This is a genomic window from Nocardia sp. JW2 (genome assembly GCF_051843015.1).
Classification (GTDB): Bacteria; Actinomycetota; Actinomycetes; order Mycobacteriales; family Mycobacteriaceae; genus Nocardia; species Nocardia coubleae.
The window spans coordinates 58832-82058 of the sequence record NZ_JBPXLK010000022.1; the positions used below are offsets into that span (position 1 = coordinate 58832).

Sequence of the window (23227 nt, forward strand, 5' to 3'; positions counted from 1 at the left end):
TCAGCAGGTGCGCTGCGCGGGCTGGCCCCGCAAGAGGCCGTGCAGCCACAGCAGCGCGCCCGGCAAGCTCAGCGGGCTGTTGAGCACATGCGACACACCGAGTTTCACCGGATCGCCGGGGAGCGGCTGCTCGTAGTAGGCCACGGTGGTACCGGCGGCGCACCAGTCCGCTGCGAGCCTGCGAGCGCTGTAGGTGGGCACCAGTTCATCATCGGCCGTGCTGTGGATGAGTACCGGTGCACCGGGTCGCAACTGTCCGACCCGGTCGTCGTCGAGGTGGGCTGCCCAGTCCGGGTCGGAATCCAACGCTTCGACCACGCTCTGTCCGGTGCTCGTCCAGCCACGGCTGTCCCGGAAACCCTGGGTGGCTACGGTTTCGGCCACACACTGCCGTGCGGTGTCGGCCAGCATGCGCTTGCCCGCGTCGTTGAGCAGCCGATCGGTGGCGGGCGCGAGTGCGGGGTTCTCGTCGACGGCGCCGTTGATGTAGTAGCCGAGGGCGCCGGCCAGCGAGCCGCGGTCGAAGTGCCGCAGCTGGGCGCGTGCGTCGACCACCGGTGCTCCGGCGTAGGCGCCGACGATCGGCAGGTCCGGTGCGTAGCTCGGGGCGAGTTCCGCCGCGGCGGCCGCAGCCCCGCCACCCTGCGAATAGCCCCACAGCGCCACCGGGGCACCCGGTTCGAGTCCGTTGCCGGGCAGTTCACGGGCGGCCCGCGCGGCGTCGAGCATGACCTGTCCGGTGGACGCACGCGACATGTAACTGTGCGGTCCCGGAGTGCCGAAACTCTCGTGGTCGGTGAGCATCACCGCACCACCGACCGCGAGGAACGGGTAGATCGCCGCGTACTGCTCGTACTGCAGGCCCACATCGAGTCCGCCGTTGTACTGCAACAGAAATGCCAGGGTGTTCGACGGCGCGCACTGGTCGCCCTGACCCTGTGTGCCGGGCGCGAGCACGAGCAGCGGCCGCGGACCGGGTCCGACCCACGGCAGGGTCGGCCGCAGATACGCACCGGTCGCCGCGACCGCCGACCCCGTGCGGTCGGTGGCGGAAAACATCACGCGGGTGGTTTCCGCTGGAAGCGGGCCGTTGCTACCGGGCAGGGTGATCGGCAGCGACATGGGTTCGGTCTTGATCGGCTGTCCCGGCGTCGCCGGGATCTCGGCGGGCGGGGTGTAGAACGTGGTGTCGCCGGTCGGACCGAGCGGAGGAGCGGCCACGGCGGGAGCCGCCACCGAAACGGCCATCACCGCGATGACACCACCGACCCAGCACCGAAACCCTGCCGCCACCACAGCTCCCTCGAACGCGTCCTGTCGACAGGGTGTCAACGTAGTTGGACTACGCGGTCACTCGCAGCCGATCGAGCTCATAACGCCGGTCCGGCGTCGAGATTCTGTCGAGCCGACGGTTCCTCAGGGCAGCTCGTACTCGAACCAGATGTGGTGGCCGCCGGTGGTGTCGACGTAGAGGGCGCCGGTGCCGGTGATGCCGGTGAGTTCGCCGGTGCCGCTACCGGGGACGATGTGGAAGAACTCGTCGGTCCGATCGGTGCCGCCGGTGGTGGCGGAATGGACGAAGTTGAACGCGCCCGACCTGCCCGCCAGGCTGCCCTCGAAGGACTCCATGGCGATGTAGGTGCCCGCACCCGTCGACATGTCGAACGCCGAGGTGAACAGCGTCGCCGAGGTGCCCGTGATGTCGCCCGCGTAGACCTTGGTCATGTGGGCGATGCCGACCGGCAGGCCGGTGCTGATCGGCGGTTGCGGCTGCAGATCGGTCGGATCGAAAGCGGTGAGTTCGAACGTGCCGGTCGTCTTCATTCCGTGATGCTAAACCGGGGTACCGACAAAGCCCGTCACCCCAGTTCGATGCGGTAAACACGAACAGCGTTACCGCCGAATACCTTCCGCAGGTCCTCGGGCGACGCACCGGCCTTGGTGAGCGCGGTCGCGACGGCGTCGACGGCCACGGGGAGGCTGGTGATCGGCTTGTCGACGGGGAAGTTCGAGCCCCAGATCAGCCGGTCGGGGCCGAACACCGACAGGGCGTGGGCGAGCATCGGACCCAGCCGGTCGACGAGCACCGACACCTGGGTCGACAGCCCGCGCGGCGGGACCGGGTGGCCGAGTACCGGCATCATCAGGCCGCTCACCTTGGCGACCACATTGGGCTGGGCGGCCAGATCGGTGATGTCGTCGCGCCAGCGGTCGAAGATGTCGCGTCGCTCGCCCGCGGTCCTGCCGGTGTGTTTGCCGACCGGCCCGAAGACGCCTGCGGGGGTGGCGAGGTGGTCGAGGACGATCGTCACCTCGGGAAAGCGTTCGGCCAGCGCCGTCACCTCCGGCAGCTGACCCGAGTACAGCCACGCGTCGAAATTGAGCCCGCGTTCGGCGAGCTGACCGAAATTGTCGAGGAAGGCGGGCGCGGTGAGCAGTCCGTCGTGCGCGGCGAACGATTTCACCCCCGCATCGGGATGGTGGGCCACGGTGGCCCGGATCCCGCGCAGCAGCGGCGAGGCCGACTGATGGGCGTCGAGCGTGGGGCCGAGATCCGCGGCGGCGGGGTCGGCCGCCCCGACGATCGCGGCGAGCGCGGGTGTATCGACCCCGAACGGCAGGCTGGCCACCCACCGCGTCTCGTCGGGCGCCGAACCGGTCCACTCGGCCTCCACGTGCACGAGGCCGCGCACCGCGACCCCGCCCTGGTCGGTGCGGTAGTCGGCGGGCAGATACGGGCCGAGGTAGGTCGTGGGATCACCGACGAACTGGAGGTCGCGGCGCGGGGTCAATTTCGCGGCGAGGTCGACCGGCAGCGGCACATACCGCAGCAGCTTGGCGTGCTTGCTGAACAGCCGAGGTGTCGTATGCGGATCCCACTGGTGGATATGCGCATCGATGATGTCGAGCCCGGTCAGATCCATGTACGTCCCATCGCCGCGCCGGCATTGCTCCGGGAATTGTCACACGTCGGCTGCGGCGATGGTCGCATTCGGTCGCCTCAGACGGTCCGCCGATACTGTCCGCCGACGGCGAAAAAGGTATCAGTGACCTGCTGCAAAGTGCATACCCGTGCCGCGTCCATCAGTACCTCGAAAATATTGCCGTCGGTGTGGGCGACCTCGGCCAGTCGGGCGAGCGCGCGATGCGATTCCTCGGCGTGCTCGGCGCGGAACTGTTGCACCCGCTCGAGCTGGGACCGTTTCTCGTCCTCGGTGGCGCGGGCCAATTCCACCGTCGGCGCCGCGGCCTCGCTTTCGGGGCCGCGGAAGGTGTTCACCCCGATGATCGGCAGCGTTCCGTCGTGTTTGCGCTGCTCGTAGCGCATCGACTCGTCCTGGATGCGGCCGCGCTGGTACCCGGTCTCCATGGCGCCGAGCACGCCGCCGCGTTCGCTGATCCGCTCGAATTCCAGCAGCACCGCCTCTTCGACCAGGTCGGTGAGCTCGTCGATGATGAAACTGCCCTGCAGCGGATTCTCGTTCACCGCCAGCCCCCATTCCTTGGCGATGATGAGCTGAATCGCCAGCGCCCGGCGCACCGATTCCTCGGTGGGAGTGGTGACGGCTTCGTCGAAAGCGTTGGTGTGCAGGCTGTTGCAATTGTCGTAGACCGCGATCAGTGCCTGCAGGGTGGTGCGGATGTCGTTGAACTGCATTTCCTGGGCGTGCAGCGATCGACCGGAGGTCTGGATGTGATACTTCAGTTTCTGGGCGCGTTCACCCGCGCCGTACCGGTCGCGCATGGCGACGGCCCAGATGCGCCGTGCCACCCGTCCGATGACCGAATACTCCGGGTCCATCCCGTTGGAGAAGAAGAACGACAGGTTCGGCGCGAATTCGTCGATCGCCAGTCCGCGCGCCAAATACGTTTCCACGTAGGTGAATCCGTTGGCCAGGGTGAAGGCGAGCTGGCTGATCGGATTGGCCCCGGCCTCGGCGATGTGATAGCCGGAGATGGACACCGAATAGAAATTGCGCACATTGTTGCGGACGAACCACTCCTGCACATCGGCCATCATCCGCAGACTGAACTCGGTGGAGAACAGGCAGGTGTTCTGGCCCTGGTCCTCCTTGAGGATGTCGGCCTGCACGGTGCCGCGCACGGTGGACAGCGTGCGCGCCCTGATCTCGGCGGCCTCCTGCTCAGTCGGTTCCCGGCCCTGCGACTCCGTGAAGCGGTGCACCGCCTGGTCGATCGCCGCATTGAGGAAGAACGCCAGAATCGTCGGAGCCGGGCCGTTGATGGTCATCGACACCGACGTCGTTGGTTCACACAGGTCGAAACCGTCGAACAGGGTGCGCATGTCGTCGATCGTCGCCACCGAGACACCCGAGGTGCCGACCTTGCCGTAGATATCGGGCCGTTGCGCCGGTTCGTGGCCGTAGAGGGTCACCGAGTCGAAGGCCGTCGAGAGGCGAGTGGCCTCGGTGTGGGCACTGAGTGCTTTGAAGCGCCGGTTCGTGCGCGCCGGATCACCCTCGCCCGCGAACATGCGGGTGGGGTCCTCGTTGTCGCGCTTGAACGGGAAAACGCCCGCGGTGAAGGGGAATCGGCCCGGCAGGTTCTCCTCGCGCAGGAAACGCAACAGTTCGCCCGCGTCGGTGTAGCGGGGCAGCGCTACCCGGGGAACGCTTGTGCCGGAGAGCGATTCGCGTCGCAACGGGGTGCGGATCTCACGGTCGCGTACCCGCACAACCTGCTCCTCGCCCCGATAACTCTCGGCCAGCGCGGGCCATTCGTCCAGCAGGGCCGCCGAGGCGGGCGACAGATCACCGGTAGCCGCCTCCAACAGATCGCCGACGGCGGTGTCGTCGGGCAGTTCCTCGTATACCGCACGCAACCGCTGAACACGTTGTGCCGCAGTCACTTCCCGTGCCGTGTCCTGGTGGTAGGCGCGCACGGTCTCGGCGATCTCAGCCAGGTAGCGCACCCGTGACGGCGGGATGAGCTGGGCGAACCTGGTCGACACCTTCGTCTCCACCCGGGGCAGCGCACCCGGCTCCACCGTGAGGCCGTGCTCGGTGAGCCGGGTGAGCAGATGCTGGTAGAGCGCGGTGACACCGTCGTCGTCGAAAGTCGCCGCGCTGGTGCCGAAGACGGGCATGTCGGACGGGTCGGAACCGAATTCCGCACGGTTGCGGATCAATTGGCGGGCCACATCGCGCACCGCGTCGGCGGCGCCGCGCCGCTCGTACTTGTTCACCGCGACCACGTCGGCGTAGTCGAGCATGTCGATCTTCTCGAGCTGGGAGGCGGCACCGAACTCCGGCGTCATCACATACAGCGCCACATCCACGTGGTCGACGATGCCGGCGTCACCCTGGCCGATGCCCGGCGTCTCGAGGATCACCAGGTCGAAGCCCGCTGCCCGGCACGCGGCGATCATGGTGTCGATGTCGTCGGGCAGTTCGTGATTGCCGCGCGTGGCCAGCGAACGGAAGTACACGTGCTCGCCGTCGAGCGCGTTCATGCGGATGCGGTCACCGAGCAGGGCGCCACCGGCGCGGCGCCGGGTCGGGTCGACGGCGAGCACCGCGACACGCAGCTTGTCCTGCTGGTCGGTGCGCAACCGGCGCACCAATTCGTCGGTGAGCGAGGACTTTCCGGAGCCACCGGTGCCGGTGATCCCGAGGACCGGTACCTCGCGCGCGTCCGCCGCGGCGAGGATCGCGGCGCGATCGGTTTCGGGCAGAGCGCCCTGTTGCAGACAAGTGATGGTGCGGGCCAGGGCGATTCGGTCGCCGGTGTAGAGGGCGTTCAGATCGGGGGCGACGGAGGCGCGGTCCACATCGCACAGCCGGATGAGCTCGTTGATCATGCCGGGCAGGCCGAGGCGCTGGCCGTCCTCGGGGGAGAAGATGCGCACGCCGCTGCGGGCGAGGCGTTCGATCTCCTCGGGGACGATCACACCGCCACCGCCACCGAAGATGCGCACGTCGCCCGCCCCGGCCTCGCGCAGCGCCTCGGCCAGGTACTCGAAGAACTCGATGTGCCCGCCCTGATACGAGCTCACCGCGACACCCTGCACGTCTTCCTCGACCACCGCGTCGACGATCTCGCGCACCGACCGGTTGTGTCCGAGATGGATCACTTCCGCGCCTTGGGCCTGCAGGATGCGCCGCATGATGTTGATCGCCGCGTCGTGCCCGTCGAACAGGGCGGCCGAAGTCACGAACCGCACCGGATGGACAGGAACGTGCAATGAGGTGCTCATGACTTCCTCCGCCATTTTGTAGAACGCCCGATACTAGGACATCAAACTAATCCTACTGTGAACGGCGTCACGGCGAAAGGGGCCGGTTCGGGCACTCGGCCGACATACTCGACGGATGGTTCGCGAACACGGGGTGGGCGTGGCGTTGGAGCGGCTGGTCGCGGGCGGGGTCATCAGTGGTGACCAGCGCGACGCGGTGCTGCGAGCTGTCGAGGAACAGGAGCGGGCGGGTCGCGCGCCGACCGGGCGGGTGCTCGCCGAGATCGTCGCCTACCTCGGTGCCGGGCTCGTCGCGGCGGGCCTCGGGCTCTTCCTCGACCGGGCGTGGGCCGATGTCGCCGACACCGGGCGAGTGGTGTTGCTCGCCGTCGTCAGCGGGTGTTCGCTCGGTGGCGCCGTGGTGCTGGCAGGTGGACGGCGCGGCCTGTTCCGCCGTGTGCCCATCGCCACGGCCGTACGAACCAGGCTCGCGTCGGCGCTGCTGGTGCTGGCGGCCATGGCGACCAGCGGCACAGTGGCGATCGCGTTCGGTGCGCGCGGTGGCGATGCCGAGATCGCGGCGCTGTGCGCGGGGCTACTGGTGGCGACGCTCGGCTACCTGATGGTGCCGAGCCTGCTCGGGATGGTCGCGATCGCCGGTTTCGGCGTGGCCACGATCGTCGAGCTCACCGACGGGCCGCACCGCTGGCTGTGGCAGGGCATCGCGCTCATGGTCTTCGGGGCCGTCTGGTTCGGGCTCGCGTGGGCGCGGCTGCTCGTCCTCGACTGGGCCGGGTTCCTGCTCGGTGGACTGATCGCGACAACAGGCGCGCAATCGGTGACCCTCGGCGAATCTCTTTGGCGTCCCATGCTCACCTGCTTCGTCGGCGTGATCTTTCTCGGCGCCTACCTGCTCCGGCGCGAACCGGTCCTCGTCCTCGGCGGTTCCGCGTGCATCGCGATCGGCGTCGGCCAGGTGGTCGCCGACAACACGTCAGGCGGCCCCGCCGTCGCCAGCGTCGTCCTGGCCGTCGGCGCGATCGTCCTCACCGGCGGCCTGGTCGCCACCGTCGTCGGGCCGAAACGTCCCGGTTGATTCACCCATCGCTCGAGGGTTCGGTCAGCAAGCCTGGCGGGATTCGCTGTCGAGGCGGTGGATCCCGAGGCCGGACCCGCCCGGGTGCTCGGCTGGGCGCAGGTTCCAGTCGGCGTCGTAGTCGCCGCTGTCCTGGTGGCGGTAGGGGATGGGCGGCGTCGTCGGCAGGGCGAGCAGCCGGGCGCGCAGGTCGGCGGTGATGGCGGCGAAGCGTTCGTGGCTCACCCGGTTGGTGCCGGGGACGATCACCGGCTCGATCACCTCCATGCCGGTGTAGAAGAAAGTGCCGTGGAGCAGGGGGAAGAGGACTTCCGTGAGGTCGCCGTGGATGCCGCGCGGTCCCAGCCCGGCATGGGCGCCTACCGATACCACCGCCGTGGCGCGCTTGCCTGCCAGGCCGCCGTCACCGTAGCGGCGGGTGCGACCGGACTCGGGATCACGCACCCCGTACGCGTAACCCTGTACCAGCACGCGGTCCAGCCAGCCCTTCATGATCGCGGGCATTCCGTACCACCACAGCGGGAATTGCAGCACCACGGTGTCGGCCCAGGCCAGCTTGTCGTGCTCGGCGCGGATGTCGGCGGCCAGCCGCCCGGTGCGCAGGGCCGCTTCGGATTCGTCGGCCACGTCCAGCCGCTCGACGCCGTCATGCGCGAAGTCCTCGGCCGTCACCACGGGGTTCCAGTTCATGGCGTAGAGATCGGATTCGATCACCTCGTGCCCGGCCTCACGCAGTGCGGCGATTCCGGCGGTGCGCAGCTGCGCGGTCAGCGATCGCGGTTCCGGATGGGCGAACACCCACAGCACTCGCATCGGTCGCAGTCCTTTCGGTAGCTCGTTCGTCCTTCTCAGGCTGCCGAGTCCGGCACACGGGCACCAGTGGCCGGAAAGCCGATATGTGAAAGGATCGGGCCATGGCTGTCCATCGGGTCGCGGTCCTGGCTCGCACCGGGGTGATGCCGATGGAGCTCGGCATCGTGCACCAGATCTTCGGCTCGGCCCGCTCCGCCGACGGGGAGCGCCTCTACGAAGTGCTGACCTGTGCGATCGAACCGGGCCTCGTGCGCACGGACGCCGATTTCGCCGTCGCCGTCGAGCACGGCAGCGCGACGCTCGCCAACGCCGACACCATCGTCGTCCCGGCCTCGCACGAACTCGACGAGGTCAGCGACCCCGCGCAGGACGAGATCGCCGAGCAGCTGCGCCTGGCCCGCGCGGCGGGGCGCCGGATCGCGTCGATCTGCACGGGCGCCTTCGTGCTCGCCCGCGCAGGCCTGCTCGACGGGCGCCGCGCGACGACCCACTGGCTGTCCGCCGACCGGTTCCGCGCGGCCTTCCCAGCAGTGCGTATCGACGCCGCGGTGCTGTTCACCGAGGACGACGGCATCTTCACCGCGGCGGGCGAAGCGGCGGGCATCGACCTGTGCCTGCATCTGATCCGCACCGACCACGGCGCGGCCGTCGCCGGTGACGTCGCCAGGCGCACGGTTGTGCCGCCCTATCGCGAAGGCGGCCAAGCCCAGTTCATCGACCTACCGCTCCCGGCCGAGGACGAGTCGACGACCAGCCGCGCCCGGGTATGGGCACTGAACCACTTGGATCGACCGCTCACCCTGCGCGTCCTCGCCGAGCGTGCCGCCATGAGCCCGCGGACTTTCACCCGCCGATTCCGGCGCGAGACCGGGATGTCGCCGGGAGCCTGGCTCGCCGCGCAGCGGCTGATCAGGGCGCGACAGTTGCTCGAGCAGACCACGCTTACCGTCGACCAGATCGCCGAGCGGGCCGGGTTCGGCACGGGCGCGTCCCTGCGCCAGCACTTCGCGCGAACACTGGGCACCAGCCCCTCGGCGTACCGGGCCACCTTCCACGGCGGCGGGTAGATCAGCGGATGAGGGTTGTCTGCTGGGCGCGGATGGTGCGGAAGAAGCGCGGGCCCACGTCGGGGCCGTAGTGGTTGTAGGCGTCGATGATCTCGGCCAGTTCGTCGGCGAGGGCGCGCAGGTCGCGGGTGGCGACGATGCGGTCGAACTCGTCGGATTCCCAGCCCCACTGCGGCGGGATGTCGTCGATCGTGACGACGATCTGGTCGGCGAAGGGAGTGGTCACCGCGACGGTGAGTTCGGCCGGCGCCGCGGCCAGTGGGCTGTGCACGATCACCTCACCGGGCGCACCGGGGGCGAAGGTGCGCGCGAAGGAGATGTCCTCGCGCACCGACTCCACGATGGCGGCCGTGGTCGCGTGCCTGCCCGGCCGGTGGTGCCGCTCACCGTAGACGCGATCGGAAGGTCGAGAAGCGTTGCCGCCACCGGTTTTTCGCAACAGCCGGTCGAGCATGCGCTGAGCGGTCGCGCGTTCGCCCGCACCGGTGTTCGCATGGTCGATCAGCGCGCGCAGCCGGGATATCCGTGCGAAGTTGTCGGTGCCCATGCGCCGATTCTGCCCCACGCACCGCCGTGGAATGGGTCACAACTCGCACCTCGCGGCTGCGGGTACTCGGACATCCGACTTTATCGTGACGGACATGGGTGAAGCCGAAGTGTTGTTCGAGGTCCGCGACCGGCTCGGTCTGATCACGCTGAATCGGCCGAGGGCCATCAACGCGCTCAACCACGCGATGAGCCTGGCCGTCACCGACGCCCTGCGTGCCTGGGCGACCGATCCGGCCGTCGACACCGTCGCTATCGTCGGTGCGGGCGAACGTGGCCTGTGCGCGGGCGGCGATATCGTCGCCATCCATCGCGACGCCAAGGCGATCAACGACGGCGGCCCCGGCGCGCCCGCCCCGCTCGACACCGCGGCGGCCGCGTTCTGGCGCGACGAATACCTGCTCAACGAGATGATCGACAGCTACCCCAAGCCGTATGTGGCGATCATGGACGGCATCGTGATGGGCGGTGGCGTCGGCGTCTCGGCGCACGGCAGCCATCGCATCGTCACCGAACGCTCGCAGATCGGCATGCCGGAAGCGGGCATCGGTTTCGTGCCCGATGTCGGCGGCACCTACCTGCTCTCGCACACGCCCGGCGAGCTGGGAACCCACGTCGCCCTCACCACCGCGCGGATGGGCGCGGGTGACGCGATCGTCGCGGGTTTCGCCGACACCTTCGTGCCCTCGGCCGACCTGCCCGCGCTCCTCGACGCCCTGCGTACTACTCCCGCCGACGAGGCCATCGCCCGATTCGCCAGGCCCGCACCCGAATCCGAGCTGGCCGCCCACGCCGACTGGATCGACCGCTGCTACCGCGCCGACACGGTCGAGGAGATCATCGCGGCCCTGCGCGCGGCCGACCTCCCCGAGGCGACCAAGGCCGCCGAGGACATCCTCGCCAAGTCGCCGGTCGCGGTGAAGGCGACGCTGCGCGCCCTGCGCAACGCCCGCCCGCTCAGCCTGGCCGCCGCTCTCAACGTCGAATTCCGGATCACCGTGGCCGCGCTGAGCACCCACGACCTGGCCGAGGGCATCCGCGCGCAGGTGATCGACAAGGACCGCACGCCACGCTGGTCGCCCGCGACCCTCGCCGAGGTCACCGACGCCCACGTCGACGCCTACTTCGCCCCGCTCGGCGAGCGTGAACTCGGTTTGCCCGTGTAGTCCGGTGGCGGCGCCGCTCGGTATCGTCTGCAGACCATGAGCGAGTTCGAGACGATTCTGTTGGAACGCAAGGGCGGCAGCGACGGCAAGGGCGGGGTCGGCTGGATCACGCTGAACCGTCCCAAGGCCCTCAACGCCCTCAACGCGCAGGTGCTCGCGGACATCACCGCCGCGCTCGACGAACTCGAGCGCGACGATTCGATCGGCGCCGTCGTCCTCACCGGTTCGGAGAAGGCGTTCGCCGCCGGTGCCGACATCAAGGAGATGGCGACCAAGTCCTACATGGACATGTTCCTGGCCGACACCTTCGCCGGCTGGGACCGCCTGGCCAACTTCCGCAAGCCGACCATCGCCGCCGTCGCGGGCTACGCGCTCGGCGGTGGCTGTGAGGTGGCGATGATGTGCGACATCCTGATCGCGGCCGACACCGCCAAGTTCGGTCAGCCCGAGATCAAGCTCGGTGTCATCCCCGGCATGGGCGGTTCGCAGCGGCTCACCCGCGCGGTCGGCAAGGCCAAGGCGATGGACCTCATCCTCACCGGCCGCAACATGGGCGTCGAGGAGGCCGAGCGGGCCGGTGTGGTGTCGCGCATCGTGCCCGCCGACCAGCTGCTCGATACCGCGCTCGAGGCGGCCCAGACCATCGCGAGCATGTCGCTGCCCGCGGCCATGCTCGCCAAGGCCGCGGTGAACCGGTCCTTCGAGACCAGCCTGGCCGAAGGTCTGCTGTTCGAGCGCCGGGCGTTCCACTCGCTGTTCGCGACCGACGATCAGAAGGAAGGCATGGCCGCCTTCACCGAGAAGCGGGCGCCGAACTTCACCAACAGCTAGTTATTTCGCGGGGAGCGAGCCGTCGATGAACTGGGCGGGCGTCGGCGGGTTCTTCTCGTCCGCCCGGTCTTCGGTGCCGAGCAGCCCGGCGACCGCACCGCCCAGGGTCGCGGTCACCGCGACGGCGGCGAGGAATTTGCGCCGACCTGGCCCAGACGGTGCGACCGGGTCGGCCGTCGCGCCCGCCCGCAACCGTGGCATGCGCAGGCGCGAGGGTTTCCGTGCGGCGAGCAGCACCGCGCCGCGTGCCGAAACATATTCCGGCTCAGGGTCGTACACGATCGGCAGATCCACCAGCTGACCCACGGCGTGCCGCAGTGCCGGGTTGCGCACGCATCCACCGAGCAGGACGAGCGCACCGGGCCGTACGCCGGTGTCCTCGATCATCTTCCGCACGAACGATGCCGAATGATGCAGTCCCGCTTCGCACAACGCGGCCAGATCACTGCGGGTGACCACGGCGCGTTCGCCGGTGTCGGCGTCGGTGGCGGTGACAACCCTTGCGCGGCTGAGCATTTCGCGATGTGTGCGGGTGGTGCGGCGGTCGGTCGCGACGCCGCCTCTGGCCAGTTGCCAGCGCAGCAGCGCGTCGTAGCCGTCGCCGCTGAGGACGGTGCTGCGCTGACTGGCGAGGATGGTGTCGGTGCGGCAGTCGGCGTGGGTGACGGTGAGGCCGGAACTGCCGAGGTCGTAGAGCATCACCGAATCGGTGTCGGGCAGCAGGCCGGTGAAACGCAGGTAGCGCAGCTGGGCGAGCGGTTCGTCGACGATGGTCACCGAGGGGCCCGCCGCCGCGCGAATGGCGTCGCCGTGCAGGTCGCTGCGGCAGGTGACGACGGTGGCCGTGACGCACTCGTCGCGGGCAAGGGCCGCCACCCGCATCCGGCGGATCGCCGCGAGTACCGATTCCTCCACCGAGGCGCCCGCCCGGCGCGGGATGCGCACCCGATCGAGCGGCGGTAGATGCGGTTGGTCGGTGTGGTTGAGCACGGCACGGGCACCACCCGCACCTGCCGACAGCCCGAGGACCAGCACCATGCGCTACATGGTGGACCTTTTCGCGCTACCTGCCAAGCGAGTCGGCCCGCGATTCGCGGCTCTGTCCCTCAGGTCGCGTGGAATGCGAGGTTTGCCGTGTCGTCGAAATCCCCGGCGGCATGGCGGAACCGGGCGAGCAGCTCGAGCAGCTGTTTGCTCTCGTCCGGCGCCAGGCCCGGCTCGGCGAACACTTGCGCGTTCAACGCTTCGGTCGCCTCGGCGACGGATTTCCTTCCGGCGGAGGTGATTTCGATGAGGGTGGCGCGGCGGTCGCTCGGATGTGGCACGCGCTCGACAAGTCCGGCCGCTTCCAGCCGATCGACCGTATTGGTGACGCTGGTCGGGTGCACCTGCAGGCGCGCGCTGGCTTTGGCCATCGGCAGTGCGCCCGTGCGGCTGAAACTGAGCAGCTGCAGCAGTTCGTAGCGGGAGAAGGTGAGTCCCGAGGGTTTGAGGGCCTCGTCGACGCGGGCCATCACGATCTGCTGGGCCCGGACCAGGGAGGTGACGAGGGCCATGCCGTCGGCGACCGATCCCCAGCCGTGCTCGATCCATTGCCGGTGTGCCTCGGCGATCGGGTCTCGGGGTAGCGGTCCGGTTCGTGACATGTTTTCGATCATGTCACGAACCGGGCCGCGTTCCGCATAGAGCGAGCGGCGGGAATCGAACCCACGTGAACGGCTTTGCAGACCGTCGCCTAAACCTCTCAGCCACGCCCGCCTCGCCAATGATGATGCCGGTGCGCGGCGGGTGTGCCCAGGGTTGCGATCACGGTGATCGCAATGTCAGTGCTTGTTGGCCGGGGCCGAGCAGATCTTCCAGGTGCCGTCTTCTTTGGTGAGGTGTTCCTCGGTGCTGTCCTCGGTGTCGGGCTCCTCGCCTTCGACCGAGAGGGTCAGCTGACCGACCACGGTGGCTTCCGCGTCGTCGCCGGTGATGACGATGTCGCGCACGTCATCGATGCGCACCGACACCGTCGCGGTGTCGAACTGTCTGCGCTGCTCCGGGGTGAGGTTCTCGATCTCGGCCCGATCGGCGGCGCACGCCAGTTCGGACGCGGCGATGAACCCGTCGGAATCGAGCGTGTCGTAGAAGTCGCGAATCGCCACCTCGATCTTCTTGTCGTCCGAGGCCAGCGGCGTGCGCCCCTGCACGGTGAGCACCACCCCCGCCGCCAGAACCCCCAGCACGACCAGTGCCAGCACCCCCAGCCCGATGAACAACCCCGTGCGCTTCTTCTTCGGTGGCGGTCCCGCCTGCGCCCCGAACCCGCCGGGCGGCGGACCACCCGCCCCCGGATACCCCGGCTGCGGTTGCCGGCCCTGCGGCTGCCCAGCCGCTGGTTGCCCCGGCTGTGGTTGACCCGGCTGGGGCTGGTCCCCGAACCCGTCTGATGGATTAGTCATGCCCGCTCCTGCTGTCACCGGGGACAGGGCCCCGAAACCTGTGGAACCGTGCGTACAACCTGATGAACAACTGCGATGAACCGACAAGGCCCCGACCGAACGGACGGGGCTTGGAACGCGATGCGCCCTCGGCGCGATTCGAACCCGTGGCACTCATGGGCCGGAGGCGGCTTCGAGTCCTGCTGATGTTTCCGACGTACCGTAGCCTGCCGATTTCGCCCGTCGGAATCCAGGTCGGACTGCCCGCATACCGGCCTCGGGGTGTACAGCGGGCCGTCGCTGCTGTAGTCATCGACACATGAAAGAGCCTGTGCCATCGCAGAATGTGCTCTTGCGGGTATGGCGTGGGCCGAACCGGTCGGCGCGCGCCGCGGTGGCCTTCGCCTTGTCGGCGGCGGTCTCGGCGTTGGTCATGTACCGACTGCGTTCCCCGCTCGAATTCCACGAGTTCGGTTACGCGCTGATCTACTTCGCGGTCCCCGGGATTCTCGCCTGCGTCGCGTTCGCGCTGGCGATCCGCGCCCTCGGCGGTGCGGAACAAGAAACCCGGCTCGGCCTGGTCGCGCTCGCAGTCGCGATTGTCACCATCGTGATCGCTGTTCACCACGTAGCGCGCGTGGTCGTCTTGATGCTGATCATCTCGACAATGTCGGATTTCGGTTGACCTCGCGGACGACAAAGGCCCCCGACCGCTGGTCGGGGGCCCTTGTCAGGTGTGCCCTCGGCAGGATTCGAACCTGCGGCCTTCTGCTCCGGAGGCAGACGCTCTATCCCCTGAGCTACGAGGGCGGGATAGATGCCGGTCGCCGGGTGGGGCGATCGGGCAGCGACAGCGTATCGCATCGGGTGCGGTGCGCCAAAAACGGTGCCGGACCGGGGGGTTGATCCCGGCCGGCACCGGGGTCAACCGAGGGGGAGGGGGGTGGCGCCTCGGGTGGTGAGCATGGTGGTCATCAGGGTCGATTCGCCGGATTGGGTTTTCGACATGGTGGCCGCGAGGGAGCGGACCGCGGTGGTCGAGGCCTGTTCGGCGGCGTAGTCGAGCATGGGGACGCCGCCCTGGTGGTGGCGCAGCATCAGTTGCAGGAACATCGTGTCCAAGGCCGGCCCGGTGGCCTGGCGCAGGGCCGTCATCTCCTCCTGGCTCGCCATGCCGGGCATCGCGGACACCGGGCCGTGGTGTTCGGTCGTCGGGCTCGCGCCGTGACCGTGTCCGCCGGTGTCGCTCATCCAGCCCATGAATCCCTCGACGCTCTGGCTCGGGGCGTCCCAGAGCTGCAACCAGCCCTGCATGCGGCCGATCTGGTTCGACTGGGTGGTCATGATGTCGTAGGCCAGGCGGCGCACGTCGTTGTCGGTGGAACCGATCAACGCGATGCCGGCCATGTCGACGGCCTGGGCGTGGTGCACCGACATGTCCTGGTTGAAACCGATGTCGACCGGCCCGGGCGCGGCCGGCTCGGCCTTCTCCAGCGGCATCCGCAGCAGCACACCCGCTACGGCACCGAGCAGGAGCAGGCCGATCGCACCGAGTACGAGCACCGCACCGGCAGGGCGCCTGCCGGTGGGCTCGTCGGTGGTCTCACTCATCACTGACCGGCCGGGGCGCCCGGCATCGGGATGCCCGGCAGGCCGGGGACACCCGAACCCAGTCCGCCGAGTTCGCTCGCGTCCTGGTTGGCGCCGGTGCCGTCCATCGGGATGGCGTCGGGGCCGTAGGGCGAGGAGTCGAACGGCGGCGGGTTGTTGGCGTCGAAGATCGGGTTCGAGCAGCTGGCGCCGACCTCGGGGTGCGCGTACGGGTTGGTGCGCAGCGCGGAGATGAACTGCTTGATGCGCGCGTCCTCGGCCGAGTCCAGCTTCAGCTGGTGGCCCCACGACTGCAGCGCGATGGGGGTGTCGAGGGCCGGGTACGGCGACATCATCGTGTACGGCCGGTCCTTGACGAAGTTCGACAGCTTCTCCACCCCGGCCGCGTCGACCTTGTCGGGGTTGTAGGTGATCCACACCGCACCGTGCTCGAGCGAGTGCACCGCGTTCTCCATGCGGATCGGCTTGGCGTACACCGTGCCGGTGCAGTTGGCCCAGGCCACATCGTGCGGGCCACCGTAGGCGGGCGACTTGTCGTAGGCGACGCGCTGTGTCTCGGTGACGTGCAGTGCCGCCGGATACTCCTGCTTCACCACGCCCTCGATCTTGGCCGCCGGGTCCTGGTTCTGCTCGCTGGGCGCCCACTCGGACAGGTCGGTCTGCGCTTCGCGGATCGCGGCCTGGTCCATGTACTTGGGCACGATGCTGTAGGCCAGCAGGCCGATCAGCGCGACGATGACCACGCCGCCGCCGAGCAGGCCCCAGGGCACTTCACGCTTCTTGTGCGGGAGTTTGCCCTTGCCCGGCTTGCGGGACGGAGACGACTTCCCCGCGGCCCGGACGGCCTTGGCTGATGTTGCGCTTGTCCTGCTCGGCATCGCTCGGTTAGCTCTTTCGACGTATGGATCGGTGCGTTCGTGGCGGGCGGTCGTGGTTGCGAGGCGCCCAGCCAATAGGATAGAGACTCGTGACTCCAGCTGACCTTGCAGATCTCCTTCGCACCACCGCGGCGAAGGTGCTTGTCGAACGTGGACTGGACTCGTCGGTCCTGCCCGAGCAGGTCACAGTGGAGCGTCCGCGCAACCCCGAACACGGCGACTATGCCACGAATGTGGCGATGCAGGTGGCCAAGCGGGTCGGAACGAATCCCCGTGAGCTGGCCGGCTGGCTGGCCGAGGCGTTGTCGGCCACCGAGGGCATCGATGTGGCCGAGGTCGCTGGTCCCGGCTTCCTGAACATCCGCCTGGCCGCGTCGGCGCAGGGCGCGATCGTCACCCAGATCCTGACCGCGGCCGACAAGTACGGCACCGGCTCGGCGCTGACCGGCACCAAGATCAACCTCGAATTCGTCTCCGCCAACCCGACCGGTCCCGTCCACCTCGGTGGCACCCGCTGGGCCGCGGTCGGTGACGCGCTCGGCCGCATCCTGGCCGCCGAGGGCGCCGACGTGACGCGCGAGTACTACTTCAACGACAACGGCGCCCAGATCGACCGGTTCGCGAAGTCGCTGGTCGCCGCCGCGCTCGGCGAGCCGACCCCCGAGGACGGCTACGCGGGCGAGTACATCCAGGAGATCGCCGCGAGTATCGTCGCCGCGCATCCCGATGCGCTCACCCTGCCCGCCGACCAGCGGCACGAGCTGTTCCGGCGCGAGGGCGTGCAGCAGATGTTCGCCCAGATCAAGCAGGACCTGCACGATTTCGGCACCGACTTCGACGTGTACTTCAACGAGAGCGAACTGTTCGCCTCGGGCGCCGTCGAGCGTGCGGTCGAGCAGCTCAAGAACTCGGGCAACCTGTACGAGAAGGACGGCGCGTGGTGGATCGCCTCCACCGAGTTCGGTGACGACAAGGACCGGGTGGTCCTCAAGAGCGACGGCACCGCCGCCTACATCGCCGGCGACATCGCCTACTTCCAGAACAAGCGCTCGCGTGGCTTCGACCTGGCCATCTACATGCTCGGCGCCGACCACCACGGCTACATCGGCCGGTTGAAGGCCGCCGCGGCCGCCTTCGGCGACGATCCCGACACCGTCGAGGTGCTGATCGGGCAGATGGTGAACCTGGTCCGCGACGGCCAGGCCGTGAAGATGAGCAAGCGCGCGGGCACCGTGGTGACGCTCAACGACCTGGTCGAGCAGATCGGTGTCGACGCGGCCCGCTACTCGCTGGTGCGGTCCTCGGTGAACTCGAGCATCGACATCGACCTCGATCTGTGGACCAAAGCCAGCAGCGAGAACCCGGTGTACTACGTGCAGTACGCGCACTCGCGCACCAACAGCATCATCGGCAATGCCGCCAAGTACCCCGAATTCGCCACTGTGACACCGGATTTCGCGCTGATGACGTCCGGTCGCGAAGGTGACCTGATCCGGACCCTCGGTGATTTCCCGCGCGTGGTCGCCACCGCCGCCGAGACCCGCGAACCGCACCGGATCGCCCGCTACCTCGAAGAACTGGCCGGGGTGTACCACCCGTTCCAGTCCGACGACGACATGCGCGTGCTGCCCAAGGGCGACGACGCCGTCAGCCCGCTCAACGCCGCTCGCCTCGAGCTGGTGAAGGCGACCCGTCAGGTGCTGGCCAACGGCCTGGCCCTGCTCGGCGTGAGCGCACCGGAGCGCATGTGAGCTCCGCAGACTTTTTCAGGAAGGACGCTCGATGAGTGCACACCCCGCCGGGCCTCGGCACGCCGAGATCCCGCACGCCCCGACGCTCGGCGAGCGGCCGACCGATCCGCGCGAGATGATCGACCTGCCCGAACACGTGTGGCCGCGCAACGCCTCGCGCGGTGACGACGGCGTGGTGCGGCTGGCGGGCATCCCCGTCACCGAGCTGGCCCAGCAGTACGGCACCCCGCTGTTCGTGATCGACGAGGACGACTTCCGTTCGCGCTGCCGCGACATGGTCGCCGCGTTCGGCACCGCCGCGCGCGTGCACTACGCGTCGAAGGCGTTCCTGTGCGGCGAGATCGCCCGCTGGATCCGCGACGAGGGCCTGTCGCTCGACGTGTGCTCCGGTGGCGAGCTGGCCATCGCGCTCAACGCGGGCTTCCCCGCGGAGCGAATTGCGTTGCACGGCAACAACAAGTCCGTCCCCGAGCTGGAAGCCGCCGTCGCGGCGGGCGTCGGCCACGTGGTCGTGGACTCGCTCTACGAGATCGAACGCCTGGAAGCCGTCGCCGGTGCGGCGGGCGTGGTGCAGGACGTGCTGGTCCGCGTGACCGTCGGCGTCGAAGCGCACACCCACGAGTACATCTCCACCGCCCACGAGGACCAGAAGTTCGGTTTCTCGATCGCCGGTGGCGACGCGATGGAAGCACTCGCGCGCGTCTTCGAGGCCGACAACCTGCGCCTGGTCGGCCTGCACAGCCACATCGGCTCGCAGATCTTCGAGCTCGACGGCTTCGAGATCGCGGCCCGCCGCATGCTCGGCCTGCTGCGCGAGGCGATCGACAAGTTCGGTGTGGAACGCACCGCCCAGATCTCCACCCTCGACCTGGGCGGCGGCCTCGGCATCGCCTACCTGCCCAGCGACAACCCGCCCGAGCTCGACGAGTTCGCCGCCAAGCTGCGCGACCTGGTCGCCGCCGAGGCCACCCGCGCCGGGCTGCCCGAGCCGATCATCGCGGTCGAACCGGGCCGCGCGATCGCCGGACCGGGCACCGTCACCCTCTACGAGGTGGGCACCATCAAGGACGTCGAGCTCGACGGTGGCGCGCGTCGCCGGTACGTGAGCGTCGACGGCGGGATGAGCGACAATATCCGCCCCGCGCTCTACCAGGCCGATTACGATTGCCGTCTGGTCTCGCGGAGCTCCGACGCGCACGCCGTGGTCGCGCGCGTGGTCGGAAAGCATTGCGAGAGCGGCGATATCGTCATCCGCGACACGTGGATCCCTGCCGACGCCGGACCGGGCGACCTGGTCGCGGTCGCGGCGACGGGGGCGTACTGCTATTCGATGTCGAGTCGCTACAACCTGCTCACCCGGCCCGCTGTGGTCGCGGTGCGCGAGGGGGAGTCGCGACTGATTCTGCGCCGGGAAACGGTGGCGGACCTGCTCAGCCTGGAGGTAGAAGGATGAACGGCACCAACGACGCGGGGCGCCCGCTCGGCGTAGCCGTGCTCGGCATGGGCACCGTCGGCACCGAGGTGGTACGCGTGCTGCGCGATCACGCCGACGACCTGCGCTCGCGCGTCGGCGCGCCGCTGGTGCTGCGCGGTGTCGCCGTGCGCGACCTGTCCAAGGACCGCGGGCTGCCCGCCGAGCTGCTCACCACCGACGCCGAGGCGCTGCTGGCCCGCGACGATGTGGACCTGGTAGTCGAGGTCATGGGCGGTATCGACCCGGCCCGCAAGCTCATCGGTGACGCCCTCGCCGCCGGCAAGTCCGTAGTCACCGCCAACAAGGCGCTGCTGGCCGACTACACCGGCGAACTGGCCGCCGCCGCCGAGAGCAGCCGCGCCGACCTGTACTTCGAGGCCGCGGTCGCCGGTGCCATCCCGGTGGTGCGTCCGCTGATCCAGTCGCTCTCGGGTGACCGGGTGAACAAGGTCGTCGGCATCGTGAACGGCACGACCAACTTCATCCTCTCCGCGATGGACGAGACCGGCGCCGCCTACGACGACGTGCTCGCCGAGGCCACCGACCTGGGTTACGCCGAGGCCGACCCCACCGCCGACGTGGAGGGCTACGACGCCGCCGCCAAGGCCGCGATCCTGGCCTCGCTGGCGTTCCACACCCGCGTCACCGCCGCCGATGTGTACCGCGAGGGCATCTCCAAGATCACCGCCGAAGACCTCGAGACCGCCTCGGCCGTCGGCTGCACGGTGAAACTGCTCGCCATCTGCGAGCGCGTCCCCGGCGAGCCGAGCGCGGCCGAAGGCGGCAAGGACCGCGTCTCGGTGCGCGTGTACCCGGCGCTCATCCCGCGCAAGCACCCCCTCGCCTCGGTCAACGGCGCGTTCAACGCCGTGGTCGTGGAGGCCGACAACGCCGGTCGGCTGATGTTCTACGGGCAGGGCGCGGGCGGCGCGCCGACCGCCTCGGCGGTGCTGGGCGACCTGGTGATGGCGGCCCGCAACAAGTTCTACGGTGGTCGCGCACCCGGCGAATCGGTTTATGCTGAGCTGCCGATCGCGCCGATCGGTGACACCCCCACCCGCTACCACGTGAACCTGCAGGTGGAGGACCGTCCCGGCGTGCTCGCCGCGGTCGCCGACACTTTCGCCCAGCACGGGGTGAGCATCTCCACCGTGCGTCAGCAGGGTCACGGCGACGGCGCCCGGCTCGTGGTCGTCACCCACCATGCGGTGGAGTCGTCGCTGGCCGATACTGTCGCGGTACTGGCGGAAATGGATTCCGTCACCGCTGTGACCAGCGTTCTCAGACTGGAAGGCACCGAAGAATCATGAGCTCCACTGGCATCGCCCCCCAGACCGGCGTGCACTCGCGCTGGCCGGGTCTGATCGCTGCCTACCGCGACCGCCTGGCCGGTGCGGCCGATTGGGAGCCGGTGACCCTGTTCGAGGGCGGTACTCCGCTGGTCCCCGCCACGCACCTGTCCGAACTCACCGGGTGCGAGGTGTACCTGAAGGTCGAGGGCGCCAACCCCACGGGTTCGTTCAAGGACCGCGGCATGACTATGGCCATGACCGACGCCAAGTACCGCGGTCAGAAGGCCGTGCTGTGCGCGTCGACCGGCAACACCTCGGCCTCGGCCGCCGCCTACGCCACCCGCGCGGGCATGGAATGCGCCGTGCTGATCCCGCAGGGCAAGATCGCGATGGGCAAGCTGGCCCAGGCCGTGATGCTCGGCGCCAAGATCATCCAGGTCGAGGGCAACTTCGACGACTGCCTCGAGCTGGCCCGCAAGGTGACCGCCGAATTCCCGCAGGTCGGACTGGTGAACTCGGTGAACCCCGCCCGCATCGAGGGGCAGAAGACCGCCTCCTTCGAAATCTGCGATGTGCTCGGCAAGGCGCCCGACGTGCACGTGCTGCCCGTCGGCAACGCGGGCAACATCACCGCCTACTGGCGCGGATACCGCGAATACCACGCCGACGGCATCACCTCGGTACTGCCGCGCATGCTGGGCGTGCAGGCCGCCGGTGCCGCGCCACTGGTCAACGGTGCTCCGGTGAAGGATCCCGAGACCGTCGCCACCGCGATCCGCATCGGCGCACCCGCCTCGTGGAACGGTGCGATGGAGGCCAAGGAGCAGTCCGGTGGCGCCTTCCGCGCAGCCACCGACGAGGAGATCCTCGCCGCCTACCGTCTCGTCGCCGCGACCGAGGGCGTGTTCGTCGAGCCCGCGTCGGCCGCGAGCGTGGCCGGGTTGCTCGCCGCGCGCAAGGAGGGCTGGCTGGATTCGGGCCTGACCGTCGTGTGCACCGTCACCGGCAACGGCCTCAAGGACCCCGACAACGCGCTGGCCGGAATGCCCGAGGTCAAGCCGATCGCGGTGGATCCGGTCGCCATCGCCCGCGAACTCGAGCTGGCCTGAGTTGACCGCACGTGAGCCGACGCTGATGACAGCGACCCTGCCCGCCGGTCTCGAGGTGACCGTGCGCGTTCCGGCCTCCACCGCCAATCTCGGACCCGGATTCGATTGTCTCGGAATGGCATTGGGCATCTACGACGAAATCGTCGTGCGCACCACCGAATCCGGTCTCGCGATCCGGGTGGAGGGTGAGGGCGCCGACGACGTGCCGTGGGGACCGACCCATCTGGTCGTCCGCGCCATCGAGCGCGGCCTGGAATCGCTCGGCGTCTGGGCCGACGGCCTCGATGTCGTGTGCCGCAACGTGATTCCGCATTCGCGCGGTCTCGGTTCCAGCGCGTCGGCCGTGGTCGGTGGCCTGGCCGCCGGTGCCGGGCTGGCAACCAAGTTCGATCCGGCGCTTCGCCTCGACGGTGACCGGCTGGTTCAGCTGGCCTCGGAGTTCGAGGGACATCCCGACAACGCCGCCGCCAGCGTGCTCGGCGGTGTCGTCGTCTCGTGGACCGAGACCGACGCCGAGGCCCGCGCCTACCGGGCTGTGCGCCTGGATCCCGCGCGGGCGCTGCGACCGGTGGTGCTGATTCCGCAGGAGCGTTCGTCCACGGCACACACGCGCGGGCTGCTGCCCGAGCAGGTGCCCCACGGCGACGCGGCGTTCAACGTGAGCCGGGCGGCTTTGGCCGTCGTCGCGCTGACCGAGCGTCCCGACCTGCTGATGCCCGCCACCGCCGACCGGTTGCACCAGACCCAGCGTGCCCCCGCGCTACCGCTCACCACCGCCTGGATCGAGCGGCTGCGTGACGCCGGAATCGCCGCGACGGTCTCGGGCGCGGGCCCGACCATCCTCGCGCTTGCGACCACGGAATTCCCCGCTGACCTGCGCGAACTGGCCGAGAAAGACGGTTTGCGCGTGGTCGAGCCCGGTATCGCCGACGGGGTGTCGATCGACTGACGGCGTGCCTGCCTTGCCGTTGTTC

Annotated in this window: 21 protein-coding genes and 2 tRNA genes; 10 read left to right on the forward strand and 13 right to left on the reverse strand. The window is 69.0% G+C overall.

Annotation, left to right across the window (positions count from 1 at the left end; all coding sequences use genetic code 11):
* From ACSVDM_RS24870 to icmF, 4 genes are all read right to left on the reverse strand, one after another.
* A complete protein-coding gene (locus ACSVDM_RS24870; protein WP_439268312.1) occupies positions 1-1293 on the reverse strand; it encodes a lipase family protein in 1293 nt (430 codons plus the stop codon).
* 123 nt (positions 1294-1416) lie between these two features.
* The gene (locus ACSVDM_RS24875; protein WP_439268314.1) at positions 1417-1824 is read right to left on the reverse strand and encodes a DUF3224 domain-containing protein; all 408 of its coding nucleotides are present in this window, start codon (positions 1822-1824) and stop codon (positions 1417-1419) included.
* A gap of 35 nt (positions 1825-1859) precedes the next feature.
* Complete coding sequence (locus ACSVDM_RS24880) at positions 1860-2924, reverse strand: amidohydrolase family protein (RefSeq protein WP_439268316.1); 1065 nt, start codon at positions 2922-2924, stop codon at positions 1860-1862.
* Between the two features lie 77 nt (positions 2925-3001).
* Positions 3002-6217 (reverse strand): fused isobutyryl-CoA mutase/GTPase IcmF, encoded by a 3216-nt coding sequence (gene icmF / locus ACSVDM_RS24885; protein ID WP_439268318.1) that lies wholly within the window; start codon positions 6215-6217, stop codon positions 3002-3004.
* 115 nt (positions 6218-6332) lie between these two features.
* Between icmF and ACSVDM_RS24890 the strand changes: the two genes are divergently transcribed.
* Positions 6333-7292: a DUF2157 domain-containing protein gene (locus tag ACSVDM_RS24890; protein ID WP_439268320.1), complete on the forward strand. Its 960-nt coding sequence runs from the start codon at positions 6333-6335 to the stop codon at positions 7290-7292.
* 24 nt (positions 7293-7316) lie between these two features.
* Here the strand turns inward: ACSVDM_RS24890 and ACSVDM_RS24895 are convergent, their stop codons facing one another.
* Entirely contained in the window at positions 7317-8105 is a 789-nt protein-coding gene (locus tag ACSVDM_RS24895; RefSeq protein ID WP_439268322.1) for an NAD(P)H-dependent oxidoreductase, read from the reverse strand.
* Between the two features lie 101 nt (positions 8106-8206).
* Here ACSVDM_RS24895 and ACSVDM_RS24900 point away from each other — a divergent pair, with 101 nt between their 5' ends.
* A complete protein-coding gene (locus ACSVDM_RS24900; RefSeq protein ID WP_439268324.1) occupies positions 8207-9172 on the forward strand; it encodes a GlxA family transcriptional regulator in 966 nt (321 codons plus the stop codon).
* Position 9173: 1 nt separating this feature from the next.
* Here the strand turns inward: ACSVDM_RS24900 and ACSVDM_RS24905 are convergent, their stop codons facing one another.
* A complete protein-coding gene (locus ACSVDM_RS24905) occupies positions 9174-9719 on the reverse strand; it encodes a hypothetical protein (protein ID WP_067490492.1) in 546 nt (181 codons plus the stop codon).
* 94 nt (positions 9720-9813) lie between these two features.
* Between ACSVDM_RS24905 and ACSVDM_RS24910 the strand changes: the two genes are divergently transcribed.
* Positions 9814-10884 carry an enoyl-CoA hydratase/isomerase family protein gene (locus tag ACSVDM_RS24910; protein ID WP_439268326.1) on the forward strand — a complete coding sequence of 357 codons (1071 nt, stop codon included), beginning with the start codon at positions 9814-9816 and terminating at the stop codon, positions 10882-10884.
* A gap of 36 nt (positions 10885-10920) precedes the next feature.
* On the forward strand, positions 10921-11715 hold the full coding sequence (locus ACSVDM_RS24915) for an enoyl-CoA hydratase (protein WP_067490487.1): 795 nt from the start codon (positions 10921-10923) through the stop codon (positions 11713-11715).
* Here the strand turns inward: ACSVDM_RS24915 and ACSVDM_RS24920 are convergent, their stop codons facing one another.
* The 4 genes from ACSVDM_RS24920 to ACSVDM_RS24935 all read right to left on the reverse strand — a co-directional run bounded on the left by ACSVDM_RS24920 (position 11716) and on the right by ACSVDM_RS24935 (position 14159).
* Positions 11716-12753 carry a hypothetical protein gene (locus ACSVDM_RS24920; protein WP_439268327.1) on the reverse strand — a complete coding sequence of 346 codons (1038 nt, stop codon included), beginning with the start codon at positions 12751-12753 and terminating at the stop codon, positions 11716-11718. It abuts the gene before it with no gap.
* A 68-nt stretch (positions 12754-12821) separates the two neighbouring features.
* Positions 12822-13361 carry a MarR family winged helix-turn-helix transcriptional regulator gene (locus tag ACSVDM_RS24925; protein ID WP_439268328.1) on the reverse strand — a complete coding sequence of 180 codons (540 nt, stop codon included), beginning with the start codon at positions 13359-13361 and terminating at the stop codon, positions 12822-12824.
* Positions 13362-13401: 40 nt separating this feature from the next.
* Positions 13402-13473 (reverse strand) — tRNA-Cys (locus ACSVDM_RS24930).
* A 65-nt stretch (positions 13474-13538) separates the two neighbouring features.
* A complete protein-coding gene (locus ACSVDM_RS24935; RefSeq protein WP_439268329.1) occupies positions 13539-14159 on the reverse strand; it encodes an Rv0361 family membrane protein in 621 nt (206 codons plus the stop codon).
* A 298-nt stretch (positions 14160-14457) separates the two neighbouring features.
* Between ACSVDM_RS24935 and ACSVDM_RS24940 the strand changes: the two genes are divergently transcribed.
* The gene (locus ACSVDM_RS24940; protein ID WP_439268330.1) at positions 14458-14823 is read left to right on the forward strand and encodes a hypothetical protein; all 366 of its coding nucleotides are present in this window, start codon (positions 14458-14460) and stop codon (positions 14821-14823) included.
* Between the two features lie 52 nt (positions 14824-14875).
* Here ACSVDM_RS24940 and ACSVDM_RS24945 read toward each other — a convergent pair.
* The 3 genes from ACSVDM_RS24945 to ACSVDM_RS24955 form a co-directional block, all read right to left on the reverse strand.
* Positions 14876-14948: transfer RNA gene (locus ACSVDM_RS24945), tRNA-Arg, on the reverse strand.
* A 114-nt stretch (positions 14949-15062) separates the two neighbouring features.
* Positions 15063-15749, reverse strand: coding sequence for a DUF305 domain-containing protein (locus tag ACSVDM_RS24950; RefSeq protein ID WP_439268331.1), 687 nt, complete (start codon positions 15747-15749; stop codon positions 15063-15065).
* Positions 15749-16627 (reverse strand): DUF3105 domain-containing protein, encoded by an 879-nt coding sequence (locus ACSVDM_RS24955; RefSeq protein ID WP_067490475.1) that lies wholly within the window; start codon positions 16625-16627, stop codon positions 15749-15751. The genes ACSVDM_RS24950 and ACSVDM_RS24955 overlap by 1 nt, the downstream gene beginning before the upstream one ends.
* Positions 16628-16716: 89 nt before the next feature.
* Here ACSVDM_RS24955 and argS point away from each other — a divergent pair, with 89 nt between their 5' ends.
* Genes argS through thrB form a run of 5 tightly spaced genes read left to right on the forward strand, consistent with a single transcriptional unit; the run spans position 16717 to position 23202 of the window.
* Positions 16717-18378 carry an arginine--tRNA ligase gene (gene argS, locus ACSVDM_RS24960; RefSeq protein WP_067490474.1) on the forward strand — a complete coding sequence of 554 codons (1662 nt, stop codon included), beginning with the start codon at positions 16717-16719 and terminating at the stop codon, positions 18376-18378.
* A 31-nt stretch (positions 18379-18409) separates the two neighbouring features.
* Positions 18410-19831, forward strand: a complete 1422-nt coding sequence (lysA, locus tag ACSVDM_RS24965) for a diaminopimelate decarboxylase (protein WP_439268332.1) — start codon at positions 18410-18412, stop codon at positions 19829-19831.
* Positions 19828-21162 carry a homoserine dehydrogenase gene (locus ACSVDM_RS24970; RefSeq protein ID WP_067641542.1) on the forward strand — a complete coding sequence of 445 codons (1335 nt, stop codon included), beginning with the start codon at positions 19828-19830 and terminating at the stop codon, positions 21160-21162. Before lysA ends, ACSVDM_RS24970 begins: the two co-directional genes overlap by 4 nt.
* Positions 21159-22253, forward strand: coding sequence for a threonine synthase (gene thrC, locus ACSVDM_RS24975; protein WP_439268333.1), 1095 nt, complete (start codon positions 21159-21161; stop codon positions 22251-22253). Before ACSVDM_RS24970 ends, thrC begins: the two co-directional genes overlap by 4 nt.
* Before the next feature lie 25 nt (positions 22254-22278).
* Positions 22279-23202, forward strand: coding sequence for a homoserine kinase (gene thrB, locus ACSVDM_RS24980; protein ID WP_439268340.1), 924 nt, complete (start codon positions 22279-22281; stop codon positions 23200-23202).
* Positions 23203-23227 lie beyond the last annotated feature (25 nt).

Bases quoted from the DNA above. Each gene is read 5' to 3' on its own strand.
- ACSVDM_RS24875 (WP_439268314.1), bottom strand. From the start codon at position 1,824: ATGAAGACGACCGGCACGTTCGAACTCACCGCTTTCGATCCGACCGAT.
- ACSVDM_RS24880 (WP_439268316.1), bottom strand. From the start codon at position 2,924: ATGGATCTGACCGGGCTCGACATCATCGATGCGCATATCCACCAGTGG.
- icmF (WP_439268318.1), bottom strand. From the start codon at position 6,217: ATGAGCACCTCATTGCACGTTCCTGTCCATCCGGTGCGGTTCGTGACT.
- ACSVDM_RS24890 (WP_439268320.1), top strand. From the start codon at position 6,333: ATGGTTCGCGAACACGGGGTGGGCGTGGCGTTGGAGCGGCTGGTCGCG.
- ACSVDM_RS24895 (WP_439268322.1), bottom strand. From the start codon at position 8,105: ATGCGAGTGCTGTGGGTGTTCGCCCATCCGGAACCGCGATCGCTGACC.
- ACSVDM_RS24900 (WP_439268324.1), top strand. From the start codon at position 8,207: ATGGCTGTCCATCGGGTCGCGGTCCTGGCTCGCACCGGGGTGATGCCG.
- ACSVDM_RS24905 (WP_067490492.1), bottom strand. From the start codon at position 9,719: ATGGGCACCGACAACTTCGCACGGATATCCCGGCTGCGCGCGCTGATC.
- ACSVDM_RS24910 (WP_439268326.1), top strand. From the start codon at position 9,814: ATGGGTGAAGCCGAAGTGTTGTTCGAGGTCCGCGACCGGCTCGGTCTG.
- ACSVDM_RS24915 (WP_067490487.1), top strand. From the start codon at position 10,921: ATGAGCGAGTTCGAGACGATTCTGTTGGAACGCAAGGGCGGCAGCGAC.
- ACSVDM_RS24920 (WP_439268327.1), bottom strand. From the start codon at position 12,753: ATGGTGCTGGTCCTCGGGCTGTCGGCAGGTGCGGGTGGTGCCCGTGCC.
- ACSVDM_RS24925 (WP_439268328.1), bottom strand. From the start codon at position 13,361: ATGTCACGAACCGGACCGCTACCCCGAGACCCGATCGCCGAGGCACAC.
- ACSVDM_RS24935 (WP_439268329.1), bottom strand. From the start codon at position 14,159: ATGACTAATCCATCAGACGGGTTCGGGGACCAGCCCCAGCCGGGTCAA.
- ACSVDM_RS24940 (WP_439268330.1), top strand. From the start codon at position 14,458: ATGAAAGAGCCTGTGCCATCGCAGAATGTGCTCTTGCGGGTATGGCGT.
- ACSVDM_RS24950 (WP_439268331.1), bottom strand. From the start codon at position 15,749: ATGAGTGAGACCACCGACGAGCCCACCGGCAGGCGCCCTGCCGGTGCG.
- ACSVDM_RS24955 (WP_067490475.1), bottom strand. From the start codon at position 16,627: ATGCCGAGCAGGACAAGCGCAACATCAGCCAAGGCCGTCCGGGCCGCG.
- lysA (WP_439268332.1), top strand. From the start codon at position 18,410: ATGAGTGCACACCCCGCCGGGCCTCGGCACGCCGAGATCCCGCACGCC.
- ACSVDM_RS24970 (WP_067641542.1), top strand. From the start codon at position 19,828: ATGAACGGCACCAACGACGCGGGGCGCCCGCTCGGCGTAGCCGTGCTC.
- thrC (WP_439268333.1), top strand. From the start codon at position 21,159: ATGAGCTCCACTGGCATCGCCCCCCAGACCGGCGTGCACTCGCGCTGG.
- thrB (WP_439268340.1), top strand. From the start codon at position 22,279: ATGACAGCGACCCTGCCCGCCGGTCTCGAGGTGACCGTGCGCGTTCCG.